This is a genomic window from Clostridium neonatale (assembly GCF_900465025.1).
GTDB classification, from domain to species: Bacteria; Bacillota; Clostridia; order Clostridiales; family Clostridiaceae; genus Clostridium; species Clostridium neonatale.
This window is the reverse complement of record NZ_UICR01000003.1, coordinates 303,521-326,589: the sequence shown is the minus strand read 5'-3', so window position 1 is coordinate 326,589 and position 23,069 is coordinate 303,521. Positions and strand designations below refer to the sequence as shown.

Annotated in this window: 14 protein-coding genes; all 14 read left to right on the top strand. The window is 29.5% G+C overall.

Translation table 11 applies throughout. The features are described 5' to 3' along the window. Positions 1–51 precede the first annotated feature (51 nt). The 14 genes from CNEONATNEC86_RS19645 to CNEONATNEC86_RS19580 all read left to right on the top strand — a co-directional run bounded on the left by CNEONATNEC86_RS19645 (position 52) and on the right by CNEONATNEC86_RS19580 (position 22,494). Complete coding sequence (locus CNEONATNEC86_RS19645) at positions 52–1,311, top strand: S41 family peptidase (RefSeq protein ID WP_058296831.1); 1,260 nt, start codon at positions 52–54, stop codon at positions 1,309–1,311. A 16-nt stretch (positions 1,312–1,327) separates the two neighbouring features. Next, positions 1,328–2,620 carry a signal protein PDZ gene (locus CNEONATNEC86_RS19640; RefSeq protein ID WP_159136717.1) on the top strand — a complete coding sequence of 431 codons (1,293 nt, stop codon included), beginning with the start codon at positions 1,328–1,330 and terminating at the stop codon, positions 2,618–2,620. A 215-nt stretch (positions 2,621–2,835) separates the two neighbouring features. Beyond that, complete coding sequence (gene uvrB / locus CNEONATNEC86_RS19635) at positions 2,836–4,812, top strand: excinuclease ABC subunit UvrB (protein ID WP_125147824.1); 1,977 nt, start codon at positions 2,836–2,838, stop codon at positions 4,810–4,812. Positions 4,813–4,910: 98 nt separating this feature from the next. Beyond that, positions 4,911–7,736: an excinuclease ABC subunit UvrA gene (gene uvrA, locus CNEONATNEC86_RS19630; RefSeq protein ID WP_058296828.1), complete on the top strand. Its 2,826-nt coding sequence runs from the start codon at positions 4,911–4,913 to the stop codon at positions 7,734–7,736. A 252-nt stretch (positions 7,737–7,988) separates the two neighbouring features. Then, positions 7,989–8,432 (top strand): FHA domain-containing protein, encoded by a 444-nt coding sequence (locus tag CNEONATNEC86_RS19625; RefSeq protein WP_058296827.1) that lies wholly within the window; start codon positions 7,989–7,991, stop codon positions 8,430–8,432. Positions 8,433–8,587: 155 nt separating this feature from the next. Continuing rightward, positions 8,588–9,814 carry an FtsW/RodA/SpoVE family cell cycle protein gene (locus tag CNEONATNEC86_RS19620; RefSeq protein WP_243145370.1) on the top strand — a complete coding sequence of 409 codons (1,227 nt, stop codon included), beginning with the start codon at positions 8,588–8,590 and terminating at the stop codon, positions 9,812–9,814. 3 nt (positions 9,815–9,817) lie between these two features. Then, positions 9,818–11,296 carry a peptidoglycan D,D-transpeptidase FtsI family protein gene (locus CNEONATNEC86_RS19615; RefSeq protein WP_159136716.1) on the top strand — a complete coding sequence of 493 codons (1,479 nt, stop codon included), beginning with the start codon at positions 9,818–9,820 and terminating at the stop codon, positions 11,294–11,296. A gap of 215 nt (positions 11,297–11,511) precedes the next feature. Continuing rightward, on the top strand, positions 11,512–13,386 hold the full coding sequence (gene uvrC, locus CNEONATNEC86_RS19610) for an excinuclease ABC subunit UvrC (protein ID WP_058296825.1): 1,875 nt from the start codon (positions 11,512–11,514) through the stop codon (positions 13,384–13,386). Positions 13,387–13,498: 112 nt separating this feature from the next. Next, a complete protein-coding gene (gene murB / locus CNEONATNEC86_RS19605; RefSeq protein ID WP_058296824.1) occupies positions 13,499–14,413 on the top strand; it encodes a UDP-N-acetylmuramate dehydrogenase in 915 nt (304 codons plus the stop codon). Positions 14,414–14,553: 140 nt separating this feature from the next. Further along, positions 14,554–15,438: an RNase adapter RapZ gene (gene rapZ / locus CNEONATNEC86_RS19600; RefSeq protein WP_058296823.1), complete on the top strand. Its 885-nt coding sequence runs from the start codon at positions 14,554–14,556 to the stop codon at positions 15,436–15,438. Further along, positions 15,435–16,787, top strand: coding sequence for a gluconeogenesis factor YvcK family protein (locus CNEONATNEC86_RS19595; RefSeq protein WP_159136715.1), 1,353 nt, complete (start codon positions 15,435–15,437; stop codon positions 16,785–16,787). The genes rapZ and CNEONATNEC86_RS19595 overlap by 4 nt, the downstream gene beginning before the upstream one ends. Positions 16,788–16,815: 28 nt before the next feature. Further along, the gene (gene whiA / locus CNEONATNEC86_RS19590; RefSeq protein ID WP_058296821.1) at positions 16,816–17,763 is read left to right on the top strand and encodes a DNA-binding protein WhiA; all 948 of its coding nucleotides are present in this window, start codon (positions 16,816–16,818) and stop codon (positions 17,761–17,763) included. Between the two features lie 92 nt (positions 17,764–17,855). Continuing rightward, a complete protein-coding gene (locus CNEONATNEC86_RS19585; protein WP_125147820.1) occupies positions 17,856–18,140 on the top strand; it encodes a Dabb family protein in 285 nt (94 codons plus the stop codon). 769 nt (positions 18,141–18,909) lie between these two features. Beyond that, positions 18,910–22,494 (top strand): DNA polymerase III subunit alpha, encoded by a 3,585-nt coding sequence (locus tag CNEONATNEC86_RS19580; protein WP_159136714.1) that lies wholly within the window; start codon positions 18,910–18,912, stop codon positions 22,492–22,494. Positions 22,495–23,069 lie beyond the last annotated feature (575 nt).

Genomic DNA, 23,069 nt, shown 5'->3' with positions numbered 1-23,069 from the left:
ATAATATAATAGGTATCAGCGTAGGTTATTGAAGAAAGGAAGTCTTTAAGTGTGAGTGAAGGTAATAACGATAAAATTAATAATAGTAAAAAATCAAAAAGTAAACTAATACTAATAATTGTAGCTATTTTGATTATTACTAATTGTTCATCATTATTACTGGGAAATTATTTAGCAAGTAGAGGTAGATATTTTACCAGTGTTTCAAATAAAGTTGAGAATTCTTCAGAGCTTATGAGTGATACGAAAAAATATGAATCACTATTTATGGTTAGGGATACTTTACTAAAAAAGTATGATGGAGAGATAAATGACGATGCATTGCTAGAAGGTGCAATAAAAGGAATGACGAATGCATTAGGAGATCCATATACAGTATTCTTAAATTCAGAAGAGTTTGATAAATTAATGAAAGAAAGCCAAGGTTCCCTTGATGGAATAGGTGTTCAAGTTGGAGCAATTGAAAATAAAATAGTTATAATAGCTCCAATCAAAGATTCTCCATCAGATAAGGCAGGATTGCTTTCTGGGGATATAATTGAGAAGATTGATGGTACTGTATATTCAGGAGAACAGCTAAATGAAGCTGTATCATATATAACTTCACCAGAAAGAGATCAAGTAAAATTGACTATCAAAAGAAAAGATGAAAATTCTTTTGATGTTAAAGTGAAAAAAGAAGAGATAAAAATTAAATCCTTAGAAGGTGAAATGGTTAATTCTAATATTGGGTATATAAAAATTGATACTTTTATGAATGAAAATACAGCTAGTGATTTTAAAGATAAAATTAAAGAATTAGAAGATAAAGGGATGAAAGGATTAATACTTGATTTAAGAAATAATCCAGGAGGACTTCTATCAGAAGCTATTGGAGTTGCATCCCAATTTATACCTAAAGATAATGTCATAACATATACAATAGACAAATATGAAAATAAAAACGAATCATTATCGGTAGGAGGAATTGCACAAGGAATGCCGTTAGTTGTTTTGGTTGACAATGGAAGTGCTAGTGCCTCAGAAGTGGTTACAGGAGCTTTAAGAGATTATAAGGCTGCAACTATAGTTGGAAAAACAACCTTTGGAAAAGGAATAGTTCAGCAGCCTTTCAAATTTAAAAATGGAATTGGTGGGCTAAAAGTTACAGTTTCTAAATATTATACTCCAAATGGTGAAAATATTCATAAAAAGGGCATAACCCCAGACTTTGAAGTCGAAATTACTGAAGATATTAATAAAGCAGACTATGACAAAAGCAAAGATGAGCAATTAAATTTTGCAATAGAAAAAATTAAAGAAAAAATATAAGTCGGAGGACAAATTAATGAATTTAATAATGCAAGTATTATTGAAATTATCAGAGACATTATTGACTCCTTCAACGTTATTATTATTATCAATAATTATTTTTTATTTCTATAATAAAAATAAAAAAATAATACTTATGCAAAAGATGATTTCAGGAGGTAGTGTGAATTCAGCAATTGAACTCACGCTATCTCAAATTGTATTAGGAATTATAGGTGGAGTTATAGCGAGTATATTACTTGGTTTGCTTGGAATAGTTTTTAATGCAAATTCAAGTATAATACTTATATTTTATATTTCTCTTATCCTTATGGTAATATCCCCTAGGTATATATGCTTTTCTTATTCAGGAGCAATTCTAGGAATGATATCAATAGTTATTAAATTACTTAACTATTTTGGAGTTGGTTTTAATGGACAAACTTTTTTGACGGTTAATGTGATGTATTTAATGATGTTTGTTGGAATTATGCATATAGTTGAAGGTTTTTTAGTTATGGTTGATGGTGATAGAGGGGCTATTCCTGTTTTCACAGAAAGAGATGGAAAAATATTAGGGGGGTATTCTTTTAAGAGATATTGGATTATGCCAATATCAATTTTTATTGTTCTCTCTAGTAATGGAGTAAGATTATTTAATGCAGATATAATAACAGATATGCCCATGTGGTGGCCTATTGTAAAAACACCTAGTAGTTTGATTTTTGCGGGAAGCTTAGGGATAAGTCTGCTAAGTTTATTTGGAGTAATAGGATATTCATCTGTTACTTTCACTAAAAGCAAAAGAGAAAAGGCGATTTCATCAGGAGTACATATATTGTCCTTTGGAATACTATTAACAGTAGTATGTCAGATAGCTAGATTTGGCTTGATTGGAGAAATAATAGTTGTTATTTTTGCTCCATTAGCACATGAATTTATGTTAAGAATTCAAGCAATGAAAGAAGAAAAAGGAACGCCAAAGTATGTGAGTAATAATCAAGGATTAATGATATTAGAGATTTCAGAAGAATCTAAATTTAATGACTTTGGAATAAGAACAGGAAGTACAATATTAGATGTAAATAATGAAAAATTCAATTCAGAAACAGAACTTTATAATATAATAAGAGAAAATTTATATAATGCTGATTTTAATGTAATGGACCCAAGCGGAGACTTAAAAAAAGTTAAATTTAGGCATAAAAAAGGTAACAGGCTTGGAGTAGTATTAGTACCAAAGTCTGTTAAAAAAGAAGAAATAGTAGAAATAAATGATGTTAATTTTAAAGAAGTGCTAGAAAACATAAATAAAGAAAAGAAAGAATAGTAGCTATTTTTAAAGTAGTTACTATTTTTATTTAGTATGAATTATACATAATACTTATGTGGATAACATTATCTATAATAAAAATATGTTTTATTATAAATATATAATTATAAAATTTATGACAATAATAAGAATATAATTTATTGACTTAACTAGATATGAAAAGTAAAATATATTTAGAATAGGCGAATATTTGTTCGAATGGAGGGAAACCCATGGGTGAATTTAAAATACACTCAAAATTTAAACCAACTGGAGATCAGCCACAAGCTATAGATAAGCTTGTTAATTCTATTAATGCTGACCATAGAGGGCAAACTTTGCTTGGTGTAACTGGATCGGGAAAAACATTTACCATGGCAAATATAATAGAGAGATTACAAAGACCAACTATTATTTTAGCTCATAATAAAACATTAGCAGCGCAACTATGCTCAGAATTCAAAGAGTTTTTTCCAGAAAATATAGTTGAATATTTTGTATCATATTATGATTATTATCAGCCAGAGGCATATGTACCTCAAACTGATACATTTATAGAAAAGGATGCATCTATAAATGATGAAATAGATAAACTAAGGCATTCGGCCACATCTGCTCTTTTTGAAAGAAGAGATGTAATAATTGTAGCATCAGTTTCATGTATATATGGACTTGGTAATCCGGATGAATATAAAAAGTTAACAATAAGTCTAAGAACCGGAATGGAAAAAGAAAGAGATGAAATAATTAAAAAGCTTATAGAAATACAATATGAAAGAAATGACATAGATTTTTCAAGAGGTACTTTTAGAGTAAGAGGTGATTCTTTAGATATAATTCCTGCATCGTACTCTAACAAAGGGATAAGAGTTGAATTCTTTGGAGATGAAATTGATAGAATACGAGAGTTTGATGTTTTAACTGGGACTATACTTGGGGAAAGAAATCATGTAGCAATAACACCAGCATCTCACTTTGCTACCTCAAAAGAAACTTTAGAAAGATCGATTGGAGCTATTGAAGGAGAGCTAGAGGATAGATTAAAAGAACTTAATTCACAAGATAAATTGCTGGAAGCGCAAAGGTTAAGGCAAAGAACCAACTTTGATATTGAAATGATTAGGGAGATGGGTTATTGTAGTGGAATTGAGAATTACTCTAGAATACTTGATGGAAGAGGTGCTGGAACTCCACCAAAAACACTATTAGATTACTTTCCAGAAGATTTCTTAATGTTTATAGATGAAAGTCATGTTACATTACCGCAAGTTAGAGCAATGTATGCAGGCGACAGATCTAGAAAGGATACATTGGTTGAATATGGATTTAGGCTTCCTTGTGCATATGATAATAGACCATTAAAGTTTCAAGAGTTTGAAAAGAAAATAAATCAGGTTGTATTTGTAAGTGCTACACCATCTCAATATGAAATAGATAATTCAGAAGAAATTGCTGAACAAATAATACGTCCAACAGGATTATTAGATCCACAAATTGTAATAAAACCTGTAAAAGGACAAATAGATGATTTATATGGTGAGATAAAGAATACAACTGAAAGAGGATTTAGAGTATTAATTACAACTTTAACAAAACGTATGGCTGAGGATTTAACAAAATATTTGACTGAACTTGGAGTAAAAACAACGTATATGCATTCAGATATTGAGACCATAGAAAGAATGAAGATAATAAGAGATCTAAGATTAGGAGAGTACGATGTTCTTGTAGGAATAAACCTTTTAAGAGAAGGTCTAGATATTCCAGAAGTAGCCTTAGTTGCTATACTTGATGCTGATAAAGAAGGATTTTTAAGATCAGAAACTTCTTTAATACAAACAATAGGAAGAGCAGCTAGAAATTCAGAGAGTAAAGTAATTATGTATGCAGATAATATAACTAAATCTATGGATAAGGCAATTAAAGAAACTGAAAGAAGAAGAAAAATACAGCGAGAATATAACGAACAGAATGGAATTGTTCCAAGAACAATTATAAAAGATGTAAGAGAAGTTATAGAAGCTACTAAGGTTGCAGAAGAGTCTGAAGAATATAATACTGGAGAATCAAAGAAAGAGCTTACAAAGAAGGAAAGAGATAAATTAATCAAAGAATATACAAATGAAATGATGACAGCAGCTAAAAACTTACAGTTTGAGAGAGCTGCTGAATTAAGGGATATTATAAGTTCACTAAAAGAAGGCAAATAAATATTGATTAATATACTTATAAATAACAATTGATGGTAATTATATTGAATTTAGAGAACGGTGTGTAAATCAGTTGTTTAAGAGAAATGGAGGTTTTTATGAACGATAAAATAATAATTAAAGGTGCAAAAGTTAATAATCTAAAGAATGTTAATTTAGAAATTCCAAGAGATAAGCTAGTTGTATTTACTGGACTTTCAGGCTCTGGAAAATCATCATTGGCTTTTGATACTTTATATGCGGAAGGACAAAGAAGATATGTGGAATCACTATCTTCATATGCAAGACAATTTCTTGGACAAATGGATAAACCAGATGTTGAATATATAGAGGGATTATCTCCAGCAATATCAATTGATCAAAAAACTACTAGCAAGAATCCAAGATCAACAGTAGGTACTATTACTGAAATTTATGATTATTTAAGATTGTTATATGCAAGAGTTGGAACTCCACATTGCCCTAAGTGTGGAAAAGAAATAAGCCAACAATCTGTTGATCAAATTGTGGATAAGGTTTTATCTTATGGGGAAAAAACTAAAATTCAAATACTAGCTCCTATGATAAGAGGCAGAAAAGGAATTCATGAAAAATTACTAGAAAATATAAAGAAAAATGGATATATAAGAGCTAGGATTGATGGAGAAATCTATGATCTAACCGAGGAAGAAATCAAGCTGGATAAAAACAAGAAACATAATATTGAAGCAGTGATAGATAGAATTGTTATTAAAGAAGGCATTGAAGGAAGACTAACTGAATCAATAGAGGCTTCATTAAAAATGGCAGAAGGTCTTGTAATAGTTAATGTAGTTGGAAAAGAGGATCACTTATTCAGTGAAAATTTTGCATGCCCTGATTGCGATATAAGCATAGGGGAAATAGCACCTAGAATGTTTTCTTTTAATGCTCCTTTTGGAAAATGTGATTATTGTGATGGATTAGGAACATTAATGGAAATTGATGAGGACTTGGTTATTCCTAATAAAGAATTAAGTATTATGGAAGGTGCAGTTGCTAGCTGGGGATCAGGAAGACTTAAAGAAGATTCATGGACATATGCAATTCTTCAAGCATTAAATAGAGAATATGGCTTGGATTTAAATGTGCCAATAAAGGATTTTACTACGGAACAAAAGAATCTACTTTTATATGGAACAAATGGTAAGAGGATAAAGGTTGATTATGTTAAAGATGGAGTTAAGTCAACATATAATTATGCTTACGAAGGTGAAATAAATGGACTACAACGTAGATATAGAGAGACAAATTCGGATCTTATAAAGGGTGAAATTGAACAATACATGAGTGATAATAAATGTCCGAAGTGTAAAGGTGCCAGACTAAAAAGTGAGGCCCTAGCTGTTACTGTTGGTGGAAAAAATATTTATGAATTTACTACTATGTCTATAAAAGAAGAGCTGGAGTTTATTGAAGGAATAGAATTTTCAGAAAAAAATAAAATAATAAGTGAACAAATAGTAAAGGAAATAAAAAATAGGCTGAGATTTTTACTAGATGTAGGATTAGATTATTTAAGCTTAGCAAGAAATTCAGGAACATTATCTGGTGGAGAATCTCAAAGGATAAGACTTGCAACTCAAATTGGATCTTCACTCATGGGAGTATTGTATATTTTGGATGAACCTAGTATAGGACTTCATCAAAGAGATAACGATAGATTGATAAAAACCTTAAAAAATTTAAGAGATGTAGGAAATACTGTAATTGTAGTTGAACATGATGAAGATACTATGAAAGCTGCTGATTATATAGTTGATATAGGACCAGGGGCAGGAGAACATGGTGGTGAGGTTGTAGTAGCTGGTACGCTTGATGAAATTAAGGCATGTGGTAAGTCAATCACTGGTCAATATTTAACAAATAAAAAATCAATAGAAACTCCAAAAGAAAGAAGAAAAGGTAATGGAGAAAAAATTAGGGTTATTGGAGCAAAAGAAAATAATCTTAAAAATGTAAATATATCAATTCCACTGGGAACACTAACTATGGTTACTGGAGTATCAGGATCAGGCAAGAGTACTCTTGTAAATGAGATTCTTTATAAGGGATTAAATAAGTTAGTCAACAAAAGTAAAAATCCAGTAGGAAACCATAAAGAAATAAAAGGATATGAAAATATAGATAAAATAATTGATATTAATCAAAGTCCTATTGGAAGAACACCACGTTCAAATCCAGCTACTTACACAGGAACATTTGATATAATTAGAGAACTGTTCTCTCAAACTCAGGAATCAAAAATGAGAGGATATAAACCAGGAAGATTTAGTTTTAATGTAAAAGGTGGAAGATGCGAAGCGTGTTCTGGAGATGGTATAATAAGAATTGAAATGCAATTCCTATCAGATGTTTATGTACCTTGTGAGGTATGTAAAGGAAAGAGATACAATCGTGAGACTTTAGAAGTAAAATATAAAGGAAAAAATATTGATGATGTTTTAAATATGACTGTTGAAGAAGCATTAAAATTCTTTGAGAATATTCCAAGGATAGAAAATAAGTTAAAGACTTTGAATGATGTAGGACTTGGATATATAAGATTAGGTCAGCCATCAACTCAATTATCAGGTGGAGAGGCTCAAAGAATAAAATTAGCATATGAACTTTCAAAGAGGAGTACAGGAAAGACATTATATATTTTAGATGAACCAACAACAGGGTTGCATATTGATGATGTAAGTAGATTGATATACATATTACAAAGATTAGTTGAAGCAGGTAATACTGTTGTTGTAATAGAACATAATTTAGATATGATAAAATGTGCTGATTACATAATAGATTTAGGACCAGAGGGTGGAGACAAAGGTGGCACAATAATAAAATGTGGTACTCCGGAAGAAATTTGTAAAGAAAAGAAATCTTATACAGGAAAATATTTATCAATGTATATGAAATAAATTATTTACTTATACAAGTACCAATTTTAGGCTACTTGTATAAGTGAGTTTTTAGTATATAATTATATATAAACTTCAATAGAATTTATTTATAATTGAATTATATGTTTATAATGATAAGTTATACTGTATGGAAAATAAGATATAAGTGAGAGTTATTGTAATCAAAAAGTAATATTTCAGTATGTCATATTTTTAAATTTATTGTATAATCATTATTATATATACGAAAAATATATAGAGGTGGAATATATGGATTTTACTAAAGCAATGGCTGGAATATTTGGCTTGTTTTTCATAGTAATATTGTACGTAATAATATACTATGCATTAAAAATAATGTATAAAGATGTTAAGAATGGTGGTAAGAAAAGAAGACCATCAAATTCAAATAAGTATTATGGATTAGAAGTAATAAGTGCTGGTGACAACTTAGATCTAAAAGGGGGATCAATTATTCCAATTAGATCAGATTTAACAATAGGGAGAAAAGATGGGAATTCTATTGTACTTTTAGATCAACATGTATCTGGAAATCATGCAGAAATAATTGTAAGAAATAATAAAGTATATTTAGAAGATTTACATAGTACAAATGGAACATTTCTGAATGGAAAAAGGATAAGTGGAAAAGTGCAATTATCAAATAAAGATGAAATAACAATAGGAAAATCAATATTTAAGATAGTACTATAAATTTAATAATGCACAATGCACAATATTATAGAGCAGATAAGGGGATTCTTATGTATAATCAAAAGATTATTTTCATTAATTATGTTTTGATTATTTTCTCTTAAGTGTTGTTGTGCATTGTGCATTGTAATTTTAAAAATAAAGAGGTGAGTATTTTGAAGGTTAAGATAAAGAAGGATGAAGTGATATTGCTGCTTTTGACTTATATTTTATGTCTGGCGTTATTTACTAATTTGGCCATATTAAAAGATCCAATTGATGCTGGCGCTATAAAAATGGGATTTATAGTGTGTGGACTTATAACAATTAGTCAAATATTGATTAGGAAGTTTTATCCTGAAGGAGATAAATTCTTAATAACATTTGCAGGAATATTATCTGTAATCGGAATAGCTATACTATATAGGCTAGATAACGGCGTAGCTATTAAGCAGTTAATATGGTATGGATTAGGAAGTATTATTTTTATTATATCAGTAGTAGCCATACCTGATTTTAGAGATTTTCAGAAATATAAAAAGATATTTCTTATTCTTACAATAATACTTATGCCTATGGCCTTAATATTAGGTACAGAACTTAATGGAGCAACGAACTGGGTTATGATTGGAGGTATAGGATTCCAACCATCAGAGTTTGGTAAGATAACATTTGTATTATATTTAGCAGCTGCATTAAAAGAATATGAAGATAAAAATAATATAAAAGAAGATTTTTATCAGTTATGGCAGCCAGCATTAGTTGTTATGTTTTCACTTGGATGTCTTGTTATGCAAAAAGATTTAGGCTCAGCTTTAATATTCTTTGGAATCGCAATAACAATGTTATATGTATCAACAGGAAAGAAAAAATATGTTGTTATATGTTTTATTTTATTTATAATAGGATCCTTCTTAGCATATAAATTGTTTCCTCATATAAGAAAAAGAATATTAATTTGGAGGCACCCATGGGATTATACTAAAAATGAGAGCTATCAGTTGGTGCAAGGGCTTTATGCTATTGCGTCAGGAGGGATGTTTGGATCTGGATTAGGTCAAGGATATCCTGGATTTGTTCCAATCAATACGACAGACTTTATTTTTGCAGCTATATGTGAAGAATTAGGAATGGTATTTGGTCTAGGTATTATGATAATATATTTCTTGTTTTTTTATAGAGGAATGAGAGCCGCTTTTAGAGTTAAGAATAGATTTTCACAATTGACTACAATTGGACTAAGTGCGATGATAGCGTGCCAGGTATTAGTTATTACAGGTGGGGTATTTGCAGTAATACCTTTAACAGGAATAACATTACCACTTATAAGCTATGGTGGTTCATCAATGATAACAATGTTTTTTGCATTAGCTATACTTCAAAAGATATCAGAGGAGGGCTAATAAATGAAGGATAATTCGAATAGCATAAAACAAGTAATGATAGTTTTTTTATTTTGCTTTGTAGCTCTTATCTCTTATATAGCGTATTTTCAAGTTTTTTCTGCACCAGAAATTGCAGAAAATCAGGAAAATAAACGTCTTTGGGCACAAAGAAATGAGGTGCTGAGAGGTACAATATATGATAGGGATGGCAATGCATTAACTACCAGTGAAAGAGTTGATGCGTTGACGCAAAAAAGAACATATATAAATGGAGATTTATATGTTCATGCATTAGGATATGTTAGTCCTATATATGGATTAACAGGTTTGGAATCAGCTTATGATAGTGAGCTTACAACATATAGTGCTCTTAAAACTAACATTAATAATTTATTAAAAGATTTTAATATGGAAAATCTAAAAAACATGTTTAAAAATAGGTCAGAATCTGAAAACAAGATTGGAAATAGTGTTGTTACAACTTTAGATCCTACTTTACAGAAAGTAGCATATGATGCATTAGGTAATAATAAGGGGGCCGTTGTTGCACTTAATCCTAAAACAGGAGAAGTACTTGCAATGGTTTCAAAACCAACATATAATCCAAATGATTTGGAAGCAGCTATAACAGCAGCTAATTCTGGTAGCGGAGAAGATAGTCCATTAATTAACAGAGCTACATATGGATTATATCCACCAGGTTCAACATTTAAAACTGTTACGCTAGCAAGTTCATTAGAAAATATATCTGGTGTTACAACTAGAATTTTTGAGGATAATGGAAAAATAGTATTTAATGATCAATATTCGTTAAGTAATGCTAACAATGCAGTTTATGGCAATCTTGATTTAAAAGATGCATTTAAAGTTTCAAGTAATGTAGTCTTTGGTACATTAGCAATGGAATTAGGAAATGATAAATTAAAATCAACAGCAGAAGATTTTGGTTTTAATAATACTATAAAAGCTAATGGGTTTACTATAGCTAAAAGTCAATTTCCTACATTAAAATCATATGAAGTTGGAAGTATAGCTCAAACTGGAATTGGCCAAAGTAGTATATTGGCTACACCTATGCAAATGGCACTTGTTTCAAGTACTATAGCTAATAATGGTAATATGGTTGAACCTACACTTGTTAACAAAGTTATAGATAAGGATGGAAATCTAGTTAAAAATATTACTACAAAAGTAAATAAAGAGGTAATAAGCTCATCAAATGCTTCAATTATTAAGGAATATATGAAAAACTTAGTTGACTCTAAGGTTGATAGCAGTTGGAGTTATTTTCAAGGTACAAATGCAGCTGGTAAGACAGGAACAGCAGATTATATTCTTCCAAATGGGCAAAATGCCGTTCCTCATTCATGGTTCATTGGATTTGCACCATATGATAATCCAGAAATTGCAGTTGCTGTAATTGTAGAAAATGGAGGATATGGATCTGTAGCAGCAGCAGGAGTTGCAGGGCAGGTTATTAGAAATCAAGTATTTAGATAATTCACAGTTCAAAATTCATAATTCACAATTTAGGTTGAAATCCCCTGGAGGGGATTTCTTTGATTGTAGTATTGCATATATTTTTTAATAGAACAATAATTTGCTCTTTTTTTATAGTTGTGTGCATCGCGAATTATTTATTAATATAATTTTGATTAGTTAACCCAAATTGTGAATTGTGCATTGTGAATTATGAATTGAAAGAGGGGTGTGTTATGTTTGATTTTAAAGCACAATTAAAGATTCTTCCGGATAAACCTGGTGTGTATTTGATGAAGAATTCTCTTGGCGAAATTATTTATGTAGGTAAAGCTAAGATATTAAAAAATAGAGTAAGGCAATATTTCCAAAATTCTAAAAATCATTCTGAAAAAGTTAAAGCTATGGTTAAGAATATTGCTGAATTTGAATATATAGTTACTGATTCTGAAATGGAAGCTTTAATATTGGAGTGTAATTTAATAAAAAAATATAGTCCTAAATATAACATTTCTTTAAAAGATGATAAATTTTATCCTTTTATTAAAATAACACTTAATGAAGATTTTCCTAGAGTTTTTATAACAAGAAATTATAGTAAAGATGGTAACAAGTATTTTGGACCATATCCTAATGCAGGAGCAGTTCATGAAACTATAAATTTGATACGAAAGATTTTTCCATTAAGAACATGTAAATTATTGATTCAAGAAGGCGGAAAGCATACAAGACCATGTCTTAATTATCACATAAAAAAATGTACAGCACCATGTGAAGGCCATATATCTAAAGCTGAATATAGAATAATGATAGATGAAATAATGGATGTATTAAGTGGTAAAGATAAGACTCTTATACATAAGCTTAAAGAACAAATGCAGGTAGCATCAGCTAATTTAGAGTTTGAAAAAGCTGCTTCATATAGGGATAAGATATTAGCAATAGAAGTTATTGCAGAGAAACAGAAGGTATTTAAATCTCAAGAAGGTGATGAAGATTTCATAAATCTATATAAAGATGAGACAGATTGCTGCATTCAAGTATTCTTCCTAAGAGATGGGAAAATTACAGGAAGAGAACATTTTATGATAAAAAATAGTGCTTATGAAGAAGATGAAATAATAATATCACAATTTATAACTTCATTCTATGGAGGAACCCCAAAAGTTCCGAAGACAGTTTATATTCCAATTGGGGAAGAAAATGATGTACTAGAGCAGTTTTTAACTGTTAAAAGAGGATCGAAAGTATATGTTAAAGTTCCAATAAAGGGTGAAAAGAAAGAAATGATGGAACTTGTAAAAAATAATGCTAAGGCTACATTAGAGCAATTTAAAGATAAAATAATGAAGGAATCAGAAATAAATAGAATTTGCTTAAATGAAATACAAGAATTACTTGGATTAGAAAGTTTTCCGCATAGAATAGAGGCTTATGATATATCTAATATACAGGGTGTAGATTCTGTTGGATCAATGATTGTATTTGAAGATGGAAAAGCTAAAAATAGTGACTATAGAAGATTTCGTATAAAAACTGTAAAAAATGCCAATGATTATGATAGTATGAGAGAAATATTAGAACGTAGATTCACACATGGATTGAACGAGATTAAAGAAATTCAGGAAAGAAAACTTAATTTTTCTGGAGGAAAATTTTCGAATTTTCCAGATCTAATTATGATGGATGGTGGAAAAGGACAAATAAATATAGCTTTGGAAGTATTAAAAAAATTAGGTATAAATATACCTGTGTGTGGTTTAGTAAAAGATGATAAGCATTCAACAAGAGGTATTATATATGGCAATGAAGAACTTATAATAAATAGAAGCTCTAATTTAATGCAGTTAATAAGACGAATACAGGATGAAGTTCATAGATTTGCAATAACATATCACAGGAACCTAAGAGATAAACGAACATTACATTCAATATTAGAGGATATTCCGAACATAGGTCAAAAAAGGCGAATGGAACTTCTAATGAAGTTTGGAAGTATTGAGAATATTAAGAAGGCTACATTAGAAGAACTTATGGAAACAAATTCAATAGATAGGAAGGCTGCTGAGAGTATATGTTCATATTTTAAAAAAAATGAACAAAATAACTAAACTATGCTATAATAATACGGATAAACAATTTACTTGCAATTATTTATATAATAACTTATTCTATATGTTGTGAATAAATGTGATTAAATCATGATTTTGAGGAGTTTTTGGCATGAATCAATTTGGAAAATATAAGGATTTATTTTACGGAATATATAAAGATAAAGAAATACAATTAGATGCAAAAATGAGTGAACATATATATTTTAAGGTTGGAGGACCTGTAGATATACTTTTGACTCCTAGTAATGCTGAACAAGTTAAAAAATCTATATCAATATGTAAAGAAAATAATATTCCGTTTTATGTTATTGGAAATGGATCTAATATTTTGGTTAGAGATGGTGGTATTAGAGGTGTTGTAATAGAATTAAGTAATATTAATGATATTGTAGTTAAAGAAAATAAAATAACAGCTGAATGTGGTGCACTACTTAAAGATGTTTCAAGTACAGCAGCAAAAGAATCTTTAACTGGATTTGAATTTGCATGTGGGATTCCTGGAAGTGTTGGTGGAGCTGTATTTATGAATGCTGGAGCTTATGATGGAGAAGTTTCGTTTGTAATTGAGAGTGCTGAAGTGATAAATGAAAATCAAGAAATAATAACATTAAATAAAGATGAACTTGACTTAGGATATAGACAATCGGTTGTTATGCAAAAAGGATATATAGTAATAAGTGCTACATTTGCGTTAAAAAAAGGTGATAAAGAAAAAATTGATAATAGAATAAACGAGTTAACAACAAGAAGAGAAGACAGGCAGCCACTTGAATATCCTTCGGCAGGAAGTACGTTTAAAAGGCCAGAAGGACATTTTGCAGGAAAATTAATACAAGATGCAGGGCTGAAGGGATTTACAGTAGGAGGCGCATGTGTTTCTGAAAAACATGCAGGTTTTGTTATAAATAAAAATAACGGTACAGCAAAGGATGTATTAGCTGTAATAAAACATGTTCAGGAAGAAGTTAAGAAACAATTTGGTGTTGACTTACATCCTGAAGTAAGAATTTTAGGTGAAGACTAAATAAATATAAATAAAACTCAAGAGGGATATACTTTTGAGTTTTATTTTATTTTATAGTATTTATTTATGGATATAATTTTAAAATAATATTATGATATAATTATTAAGCAATAAATATCTTTGCAAAGGGAGTGTGCATTATGAGATTTGTTATAGTCACAGGATTATCAGGAGCAGGAAAAACTCAAGCAACTAGAAGTTTAGAAGATTTGGGATACTTTTGTGTGGATAATCTTCCACCTACACTAATATCTAAATTTGCAGAAGCATGTATGCAAAGTGGTGGAAATATTGAAAAAGTAGCATTAGTTATTGACATCAGAGGGGGAGTATTCTTTGATGATTTCTTTGATACATTAAATTATTTAAAACGTAATGAATTTAAATATGAGATACTATTTTTAGATGCTAGTGATGAAGTTTTAATAAAGAGATTTAAAGAAACAAGAAGAAGTCATCCACTATCTCCAGATGGAAGAGTACTTACAGGTATAACTCAAGAAAGAGAGAAGCTAAGAGAAATAAAAAATATTGCAGATATTATTATAGATACATCTAAATATGAAATAAGACATTTAAGAGAAAAAATTAATGAGACATATGGTGACAATAAGAATCCAGAAAGACAGTTATCTATTACAGTTTTAAGTTTTGGGTTTAAGTATGGTATACCAGTAGATTCAGATTTAGTATTTGATGTAAGATTTATACCAAATCCGTTTTATATACCAGAATTAAAAGAGTATTCTGGAAATGATGCACCTGTAAAAGAATATGTATTAAAACAATCTGAAACAGTTACTTTTATAGATAAATTGATAGATATGTTAAAGTATCTAATTCCTAACTATAGAAAAGAAGGAAAGAGACAATTAATTATATCTATAGGATGTACAGGTGGAAGACATCGTTCAGTAGCCATAGCAAATGAAATTCATAGAAGATTAAATGAAGAAAATTATAACGCTAAAATAGAGCATAGAGATGTTGCAGAAGATCTTCATAAAGGAGAAAAGAAGCTATGAAGATACGAGACTGGCTTAAGGTAGGAATTAAGGTGAAAAGATGGCTCGCATTTGGTGTATTTGGAATATTATTAATTGCATTTGGATTTACAGAATTAGTTACACATAGAGTTTATGATCTATATTATAAGATATTTTATATCTTCTTAAATATAACTGGGGTTTTTGTTTTATATATATCAGTTACTGAAGTGATGAAATCTATAATAGCTTTAGTTAATAAAGGATATATAAAAGTATCATTGGATAGCAGAAAAATAGAAAGTTTAATTTATGAAAAAAGATTGCTAGTTAAAGGTCCTAAGATTGTTGTAATTGGCGGGGGAACTGGATTATCAACAATGCTTAGAGGACTCAAGTACTATACATCTAATATCACTGCTATTGTAACTGTAGGAGATGATGGTGGTGGCTCAGGAGTGTTAAGAGAAGATTTAGGAATGCTTCCACCAGGTGATATAAGAAACTGTATATTAGCATTAGCAGATACAGAACCAATAATGGAAGATTTACTTCAATATAGGTTTAAAGATGGAAGATTAAAGGATCAAAGTTTTGGCAATTTGTTTTTAGCTGCTATGGCTGGAATATCTGATAACTTTGAAGAAGCTGTTCAAAAAATGAGTTCAGTACTTGCTGTTACAGGAAAAGTAATACCTGTAACTTTGGATAATATGCAGTTAATCGCTAAATTTCAAAATGGTAATGTTGTAGAAGGTGAGTCACAAATTCCAGAAGAAGCAATTAAACAAAATTCAAGAATTGAAGAATTAAGGATTAATCCAGAGGATGCTAAACCGTTAAAAGAAGCGTTAGAAGCTATTAGAGAAGCAGATGCAATAGTCATGGGACCAGGTAGTTTATATACAAGTATAACTCCTAATTTATTAGTAAAAGATATAGCTAAGGAAGTACGAAAAAGTGATGCCATAAAAATATATATATCTAATATAATGACACAGCCAGGAGAAACTACTGACTTTAAAGTATCAGACCATTTAAAAGTTCTTATTAAATATGGTGGGAAAAATATAGTTGATTATGCCATTGTAAATACTGGAGAAATAGCAGAAGAATTAAAAGAAAAGTATAAGCAAGAAAATTCTAAATTAGTAAAAGTGGATGAAGAAGAAATAAATAGTTTGGGTATAAAAATAGTTGGAGAGGATTTAGTAAAAGTTCAAAAGGGATATATAAAACATGATCCAGATAAGCTTGCTGAGGTATTGGTTGATACCATCATGGAAAAGAAACTTTTATTTGATAAAAAGAAGATAATTGAGTATATGTATTTATCTCAACGTATTAAAGAAAGAGTTAGGGGAGAAAAAGGTGACTCTAGCTTTTAAATAAATTTATATGTAAGGAATGAAGGTAATGTCATTTTCAGCTAAAGTTAAAAGAGAAATATGTAGATATGTTGAAATGTCTAGTGAAGAAGCCTTGGCGGAATTATCTGCTATAATGAAAGTAAGTGGAACATTGGCTTTTAGTGGAAGTGGATTAAGTTTTAAAATGACTACAGAAAATCCAGCTAGTGCAAGATTAGTGTTTACACTTTTAAAGGAACATTTTAATATTCATTCTAAGTTGATGGTCAAAAAAAGCAACTCATTAAAAAAGAACAACATCTATATGGTTGTAATTACAGAAGAAATGGGAGTTAGAGATTTATTAGATAAGACAGGGATACTTAAAGATATCGATGGAATAATGAGTTTAAACTATAGAATAGGCAATGAAATCTGTAGTAATGAAGAAGAAAAGAAAGCATACATTAGAGGTGCTTTTATTGGCGGAGGAAGCATAAGCAATCCGGAAAAGACATATCATTTGGAATTTGTGACTCATAGCGAAGAATATGCTAATGATTTACGTGATCTAATTAATACATTTTCTTTAAACTCTAAAGTTATACAAAGAAAGAATAGTTTTATTATTTATATAAAAGAAGGAGAGCAGATAGTTGATTTGTTAAACATAATAGGTGCTCATACATCATTATTAGAAGTAGAGAATATAAGAATAATGAAAGAAATGAGAAACAATGTTAATAGATTGGTTAATTGTGAAACAGCAAACCTTTCAAAAACAGTTAATGCAGCTGTGAGGCAGGTAGAAAGTATAAAATTAATTCAAGAAAAGATCGGATTAAAAAGATTGCCACAAAATCTTAGAGAGATTGCTGAACTTAGGCTTAATTATCCAGACGAATCACTAAAAGAACTAGGAGAGATGTTGGATCCTCCTGTTGGGAAATCTGGAATTAATCATAGACTTAGAAAAATTGAAAAAATAGCTGAGGAACTTAGGACTGGAAATTAATTTGATTGACAGTGAAATGGTGACAGTTTAAAGTTAATAAAGAAATAGTAGATAATTTTATGAACTATGTTTAAATCAAGAGGAGGAATATTATGTTTACACATATTGTATTATTTAAAGCAAAAGAACCCACAAAAGAAAATCTTGAGTTTCTAAAAAACACATTCTTATCTATGAATGGAAATATAAAAGAATTAAAAGAACTTGAAGTTGGAGTAGATGTTGTAAGAAGTGATAGAAGCTTTGATATAGGAATTATAACAAGATTTGATTCTAAAGAAGATTATTTAGCTTATGATGTAGATGAATTCCATGTAGAAAAAGTTAAAAAGGTTATTGGATCTTATATTGAATGTAGCAAAACATTGGATTTTTAATATAAACTTAATAGTGTTATATGCAGTATATGATAATACATAAAAAATCATATGCTGCTTTTTTGGTTTGAGAAATTTATATTATTAAAAATTTAATATGTAGATTTTTATTTTTTATATGTCATAACTTTGAAATGTTAATGAGATTTTATAAAAATATATTATGGAAATTCGCAAGAAAATGTTTACAAAACGAGTGGTTAGATGATATAATAATCTCATAAGATGATTGATATATGGTAGTCAATCAAAACATATATGGGCAAGAGAATTATGAGAAAAGAACTTGGAGATGGGTACTCCAAGTTCTTTTGCTTTTTTATTCTTTAAGAAATTATATTCAGGGCGATCTGTGTATAAACTGTTTTGAAAAGTATTTCAATAAACTAATGTCATTTAACCTAAAGAATAAAAAATAAAATATATGCGCCTGGTCTTTTCTTTGGCAAGCTCAGAAAATCCAGAATACGCTGAAAAAAAATCGACGGCTAAAGGATTTTCTTGAATTTAAGTTACTGTATTCTATTGGATTTATATTTTATATGGGATTATATCATAGTCGCCTTGGCGATTTTTTTATTGATAAATTTGGATATAATTTCAATGTATAAATCTGAAATATCATAAATGACAATATTCTTTTAGATTGTTATAATTATTAAGAAAACTAAATTACAATTAACAGTTAATAATAATTAAAATATATTTGAAGAAATTTAATAAACAACTGTCAATTATAAATAATATATTAAAAGAAGGGAGGATTAGTATGGAGAATAAAAAGGATTTTGTACATCTTCATCTTCACACTGAATATAGTTTATTGGATGGATCAGGGAAAATAAAAAAACTAATGAGCCAGGCAAAAGATTTGGGGATGAAGAGTATAGCTATAACTGATCATGGTGTAATGTATGGTCTCGTTGATTTTTTTAAGGCTGCTGAGGAAAATGGAATTAAAGCTATATTAGGTTGTGAAGTATATGTTGTAGCAAAATCTAGACATATAAAGCAACCAGATAAGGAAAATGCAACTCATCACTTAGTTTTGCTAGTTAAAAATGAAATAGGATATGAGAACTTAATGAAAATAGTATCAGTTGCATCTATAGAAGGATTTTATTATAAGCCTAGGATAGATCATGATTACTTAAGAGAACATAGTGAGGGGTTAATTGCATTAAGTGCATGTCTTGGAGGAGAAGTTCAGTCTTATTTACTTAAAGAAAATTATGAGAAAGCAAAAGATGTTGCATTACTATACAAGGACATTTTTAAAGATGGCTTTTATATAGAGCTACAAAATCATGGTATGGAAGAGCAACAGAAGGTAAATGAATTAAATATAAAATTGTCAGAAGAAACAGGTATACCGCTTGTTGCTACTAATGATGTCCATTACATAAAAAGAGAAGATTCAAAGTCTCATGATGTTCTTATGTGTATTCAAACAGCTAAAACTATAGATGATCCAAATAGAAGAAGATATCCATCAGATCAATTTTACTTAAAATCAGCAGAAGAAATGTGGGATATGTTTTCGTATATACCAGAGGCATTAGAGAATACAGTTAAAATTGCTGAAGAATGTAATTTTGAATATAAGTTCCATGAATCAAAACTTCCAAGGTTTCCTTTAGAAGAAGGGCAGGATCCATATGAATACCTTAAAGATACATGTTATAAAGGGCTTATAGAAAGATATGACGTATTTGACAGTCTTAGAGAAAAGGAATTAAACTATGAAGAAGTTAATAAAATTGTGGATAATTCCAAAGAGGCAAAAGAATATGTGGATAGATTGGAATATGAACTTGGCGTAATTAATCAAATGGGATATGTTGATTACTTCCTAATCGTATGGGATTTTATTAAATTTTCTTATGATAATGGAATACCAACGGGTCCGGGTAGAGGATCGGCAGCTGGTTCTATAGTTGCATATACCTTAGGTATAACTAAGATTGATCCTATTAAGTATAGTTTGATATTTGAGCGTTTCTTAAATCCAGAAAGAGTAAGCATGCCGGATATAGATTCGGATTTTTGTTACGAAAGAAGACAGGAAGTAATAGATTATGTTGTTGATAAGTATGGAAAAGAGTGTGTATCCCAAATAATAACATTTGGTACAATGGCCGCTAGACTATGTATAAGGGATGTAGGAAGGGCTATGAATTACAGCTATACTGAAGTAGATAAAATAGCTAAGATGATTCCTACAATGCTTGGAATCACTATAGAGAAGGCTCTAGACATTAATCCAGAGTTAAAAGCTGCTTATGATGGTGATGAAAGAGTTAAAAATCTAATAGATGTTTCGATGGATCTAGAAGGATTGCCAAGACATTCTTCTACCCATGCAGCAGGTGTAGTTATAGCATCAAAGCCTTTAGTTGAGTATGTACCACTTCAAAAAAATGATGAAATGATAGTGACTCAATTTGGAATGACAACACTAGAAGAACTTGGGCTATTAAAAATGGACTTCTTAGGATTAAGAACTCTTACTGTAATGAATGATGCTATAAATATGGTGAAAGAAAATAGAGGAATTGATATTGATCTTGATAAGATTGATATGGAGGATCAAGAAGTATATAAGATGATTGGTGAAGGAAATACAGCAGGAGTATTCCAGTTGGAATCAGCGGGTATGACTTCATTTATGAAAGAATTGAAACCAGATTCATTAGAAGATATTATTGCAGGTATTTCTTTATATAGACCGGGACCAATGGCAGAGATACCGAGATATATAGAGTGTAAAAGAAATCCCGATAAAGTAAAGTATGAAACCCCAGAGTTAGAAGAAATACTTAATGTTACATATGGAGTAATGGTTTATCAGGAACAAGTAATGGAGATTGTTAGAAAACTTGCTGGATATTCAATGGGACGAAGTGATATGGTTAGAAGAGCCATGTCTAAAAAGAAGCATAAGGTCATGGAGGAAGAACGTAAAAACTTTATTCATGGAATAGTAGAAAATGGTGAAGTTGTGGTTCCAGGATGTATTAGAAATGGAATTTCAGAAGAAATTGCAAATAAGATATTTGATAACATGATGGATTTTGCTTCATATGCTTTCAATAAATCTCATGCAGCTGCATATGCGGTTGTAGGTTATCAAACAGCATACTTAATGAAATACTATCCAGTAGAGATGCTTGCTGCTATGATGAATTCTATAATGGGCATAAGTGAGAAGGTGGCACATTATATTGGAATAGCTGAAAGCTTAGGTATTCAAGTATTACCACCCGATATAAATGAAAGTTACTCAAAGTTTACTGTTAATGGTGACAAGATTAGATTTGGATTATCAGCAGTAAGGAATGTTGGCTCAAATGTAGTAGAGGGAATAGTAAAAGCAAGAAAAAATAGAGGGAAATTTGAATCTTTAGTTGATTTTATTAATAAGATGGAACCATCATCATTAAATAAGAGAGCTGTGGAATGCTTAATAAAGGCAGGAGCAATGGATGGATTTAAAGTTTTCAGATCTAAAATGCTTGCTGTGCACGAAAAACTTATAGAAAATATTTCAAGTGATAAGAGAAGAAACATTGATGGCCAAATTAGTTTATTTGGTGCCACAGAAGAGCTAAAAAATCCGGAGGTAAGATACCCAGAAATAAAAGAATTTGATAAGAGAAATCTTTTAGCAATGGAAAAAGAAATGACAGGTCTTTATATTACGGGGCATCCTCTAGATGATTATGTAAAAAGCTTAAAGGTTCAGACTACTAATGAAATTTCAGAGGTATATTCTTCATCTGAGACTTTAGATACTAATGAAACAGATGAAATTATAACGGGAATTGAAATTTTTAATAAGGGAAATTCACTTCATGACAATGATAGAGTAATATTTGGAGGAATACTTTCAAGTGTTAATCAGAAAATCACAAGAAATAATGCTATAATGGCATTTCTCACACTGGAAGATTTAACGGGGAGTATTGAGGTTATTGTTTTTCCAAAAACATTAGAAAGCGTAAAACCATTGTGCGTTACTGATAGTCTTGTGGTGGTAAAAGGAAGACTTAGCATAAAAGAAGATGAAGCTCCTAAATTAATTTGCGAAAGTATAGAACCTTTAGAAAAAATAAATAGCTCAAAGTTATATTTACGATTAGAGGATTCTGAAAAAGCAAAACAATTTAATTTCTATTTAAAAGAATTACTAACAGAAGATCGAAAAGGTGATACTCCTATATACTTTTATGCAAGCAAAGAAAATAAAAAATTCAGAGCACCAAGAGATAGATGGATTTCATTAGAAAGTGATATAAAAGAAATCTTAATTGAAAAACTTGGTGAAGAAAATGTAAAAATAGTTGACGGATAAAATTGAATTTTATGATTAAAGGTGATAGTTAATATATTGGCTATCACCTTTTTTTATGTGATATACTTAATAAAATTGTAAAATTAACAAAAAAATACTTAAGATTATAAGTTATATTATAAATATTATAGTAAAATAGATTGATTATACTTTAAATTATTATTTTTTTGTTATTAAATATAGGGATTTATAAATGCAATTTTATGAATTGATTAAATGAAATATATTACAAAAATTAAAATTATAAAATTTATTTTAAATCATATTATTTTTCGTGAGTTTGGTTATAATAGAGTAGAATAAATATTTTCATATTAATTAAAGTTATTAATGTGGCTTAATATGAAGATTATATGTAATTTTATCTATGCAGGTTTAAATTGTTAATGTGTAATACCTATCTTAAAGTTTACTAAAAAGTATACAATATTATATTAGTTGAGTACTCTAATTAATAATGTTTCACAATAAAAAAATTATTATTGTAAAAATGAATGATTTCTTTTGGAATAATAGTAAAAGTTGGTGAAATATCATTGATAATTAGCAGAAAGTTATGTACAATAATTCTTGAT